At 44.9% G+C, this 3,208-nt stretch carries 3 protein-coding genes and 1 pseudogene; all 4 read right to left on the bottom strand.

Going from position 1 to position 3,208, the window contains the following annotated elements; genetic code table 11:
* Positions 1 to 550 (bottom strand): annotated as a pseudogene (locus WMO65_RS25890) (hypothetical protein); the annotation flags it as partial.
* Between the two features lie 16 nt (positions 551 to 566).
* Positions 567 to 1,085, bottom strand: coding sequence for a hypothetical protein (locus WMO65_RS25885; protein WP_148394074.1), 519 nt, complete (start codon positions 1,083 to 1,085; stop codon positions 567 to 569).
* Between the two features lie 69 nt (positions 1,086 to 1,154).
* Positions 1,155 to 1,844 carry a SipW-dependent-type signal peptide-containing protein gene (locus WMO65_RS25880; protein WP_118593999.1) on the bottom strand — a complete coding sequence of 230 codons (690 nt, stop codon included), beginning with the start codon at positions 1,842 to 1,844 and terminating at the stop codon, positions 1,155 to 1,157.
* Positions 1,845 to 2,262: 418 nt separating this feature from the next.
* On the bottom strand, positions 2,263 to 3,208 hold a 946-nt coding region (locus WMO65_RS25875; protein WP_435380260.1), incomplete at its 5' end, for a hypothetical protein.

The raw sequence follows: 3,208 nt of genomic DNA, 5'->3' as shown, positions 1-3,208 counted from the left end.
AATCCGGGTTGAAATTTTCTGACTGGATAGCATCAATTTTCACAGTGATATCCCAGTCGTTCATGGTGTAATGATCAGCCACTTCACCGTCTTTATCATATTTGGTATCCCATTCTGCAGGTACTGTAATGGTATCAAACAGATCTGTGCTCTGGTTTGATCGAAATACGTTTGTATAATAATAATACTCTCCTCTTTGCACCCAGTCTTCAGAAAAGCCCGAAATATCCTCTTCTGTTATGGGACGCTCCACCTCATATTTGCTTGTGATGTCAACGCTCGCCCGTATATAACAGTCAATAGCCTTATTGGTGATCCGGGGGATGTGAGATATTTTCATCCCCGGCATGAGCATCAGTGGGCCGCTGTCCTCATCTACAGGGATAACAGCATCATCCTCCTGCGTATAAGTCTCTAGATCAATGTTCACAATGGAAGTTGAAATATTGTTCGTGACAGATGTTTCCGACTGGCTGGCTGCTCCTACTGCGATACCCGCCATAGCCACCGTACCGATACACAGTGCTGCCAAAATCCGTTTATGTTTCATGGATGATCCCCCCCTTTCAATGTGTCAGGCCTTTAAAGGCCTCCAGATACTGTGCGTCTGTATATCCGTCAGACTGCACAGATTCAGAATATACGATGATATCAAAGTCTTCCAGTTCATCCAGATGCGCATCATCTGCTATCTTTACGGTTTTCATTAAGGATGATGTACTCACATTGACTGGCAGGATATGTTTATAGTAATAATATCCATCCGTATTATTTTTTTCCCAGTCTGCAGTATTGATATCCAGCGTGGAAACCGATTCTGCATCATCATTGGAAAATAAGATCTTTGTCCGGACAAAGCACGGCACATCCCCTGTATTTTTTACTTTTACATCCTTCTCTATTGTCCCTCCGGGTTTTGGATCCGGGTCCGGGAAATGTTCATTCGTTTCGATCACATTTTCACCGAAGGTAAAACGGTTTATTTTCCCCGTTTGACCGGACAGATAAGCAAAGATCCCGGTACAGGCCATAATGGAAATGAGAAGAGCGACAATGCCGATCATAATTTTTTTATTTTTTTCCATCGGTTACCTCCTTAAAGCATGAGTCCCTCACGGCTCACAGTGGGGGACTCGTGAGGAACTCATACAAGATCAATTATATTTTTCTGTGATACTGTTTTGGTTCGTATATACTGTCCAGACATCTGCAGGAGCTGTCTTGCCGCCATTCAGATCGCTGGTCTGGATGGCATATGCATGGATCGGCATCTCAAATTTCTGCTGTTCCAGCCCCTGCCCTTCAATGGCGTTTGCAGTTGTCACTTCTGAGAAGATCGGAGTGGTAGCTTTTCCGGCCTCCAATGCTGTGCATACGTTGCTTGCAGCATAAGCATATAAATATCTGTGTGCAATAACGCCTGAACCGTCCCTAACATCATAAGTACCCATTTTCACCCAGCCGGGATTTACGGTATAAGAATACAGATCTGTCAGTGCTGCTGGTTTCCGGGTCCCATCTGCATTCGCTACGATAATGTTCCGGCAAGGCACCTCCACCGTTGCAAAAATAAAGGCTTCGTTGATCCCGGTATTTGTGATGACCGGGTCTTTTACGATAGTCTTATTTGGTGTCAGGTCTTCTGCCTGATCCGGTATACCATTATTATCTTTGTCCGGATATTTGTCCCATTCCGGTTCTGTCAGGTCTACTGTCACCTTACCAACGGTGAATTTGTTTGTCTGCGTGTCCGTATCCGTGAAATATGCGGATATGCCTCCAATGCTCATGATCGTGATCAATCCTAAAGAAACTGCTAATCCTTTTACTGTCTTGTTCTTCATACATTCTACTCCTTTATACTTTTTTCTTTTTACGGGTTCTACATTTTTTGTACATTTTCTAGCTCAACGGCACTCACTCCTCTGCGAATAAAATAGGCCTTAATCTTTCGGCCTTTATTTATAAAAAAAGGCCCTTCAGGATTTCTCCACAGGGCCTTTTCTTATCGCTTTTGTCTCTTTTACAATTATATCGTACCATATACCAATCTGTTTTGTTGGTTTAAATCGGTTTATTTCAGTATGCACTGGTAGAATAAGATCAAATATCATCAAAATTTATGGTTTCTTTATTTTTTAAGATTTCAATAGCTTTTTTATGATATGGATTATCATTCAGACGCAAAAAGCATCTATAATCGTCCACGTTTTTCCACTGTTCCACGAAAAAAGGCACTGGATCCTCTCCAATGCCTTTTTCTTACAACCTTTTTACTGGTTTTTTCATCTTTTCCTTCTTTTCTGGTTCTTTCGCCTCGGGCATACCGGGCATATACAGCCGTTTTAGCTTCAATATGTCATCAATCTGCTCATTTACAACCTCTTCTAAGATTTTGAGCCGCTCCTCCGGAAGATGGCAGGGATGTTCCCGGTCAAACCGGAACCCCTTCAGGTTGATCAGATCCGCCCGGATGGCCGGGGTAAGGGCCGCATGGGCGACCTCATTAAAGTCTTCCCCGATCCGGGTAGGCCGGGTGGACAGATATTCCTGCAGATGATCAAACTCCGCCTGCTCCGCATAAGGAAGCAGTGCCTGGTTGTGATCGAATACTGGTGCCATCCCCGAAACCTGCATCGTATCCGTATCAAACAGCATCCCATAATTGCCGGCATGGCGATCCGTATTTAGGACAAGCGCATCCAATACCAGCATCCTCCGGAAATCTTCTTCTGCATCATGCCGGGACATATAATCCATCACATTTGTCAGGTTATACTCTCCCTGGATACAGCGATAGATCGGAGCAAAGCCCTCCTGCTCACTGGTAAACAACGGGCACTTAGATGCCAGGCTTCCCCGATACCGGACAACGGTATATGGAACATGCCGTCTGCAGATCCTGCTGGCGATCTCTGCGGCATAGGCTTCAGAAAAAGGTTCCAGCCCTGTGTTCCTGCCGCCTGTACTCCCGCGCTTGTACAGGAAGATATCTCCTTCCTCTTCCCGTACCCAGCATTTCGCATAGGCACCGCTCGTTTCAAATTCTGGTGAAGTCGTAGAAAACTGCTCTCCGTATAGGCCGCCCTCAAAAGCGATCTTTGCGATCGCGTCATTGAACGGGTTTCTAAACAGAGATACATCCGCCCACTTAAAAGAGCTGTCTATTGGCTTGACCCAGAAAGTATCGTTCAGGCTCAATGCATGT

It is taken from the genome of Blautia caccae, assembly GCF_040095955.1.
In the GTDB taxonomy this organism is placed as follows: Bacteria; Bacillota; Clostridia; order Lachnospirales; family Lachnospiraceae; genus Blautia; species Blautia celeris.
This window is presented reverse-complemented; position numbering and strand designations above follow the sequence as displayed.

Coding starts and splice junctions, on each gene's coding strand:
- WMO65_RS25885 (WP_148394074.1), bottom strand. CDS start 1,085: ATGGAAAAAAATAAAAAAATTATGATCGGCATTGTCGCTCTTCTCATT.
- WMO65_RS25880 (WP_118593999.1), bottom strand. CDS start 1,844: ATGAAGAACAAGACAGTAAAAGGATTAGCAGTTTCTTTAGGATTGATC.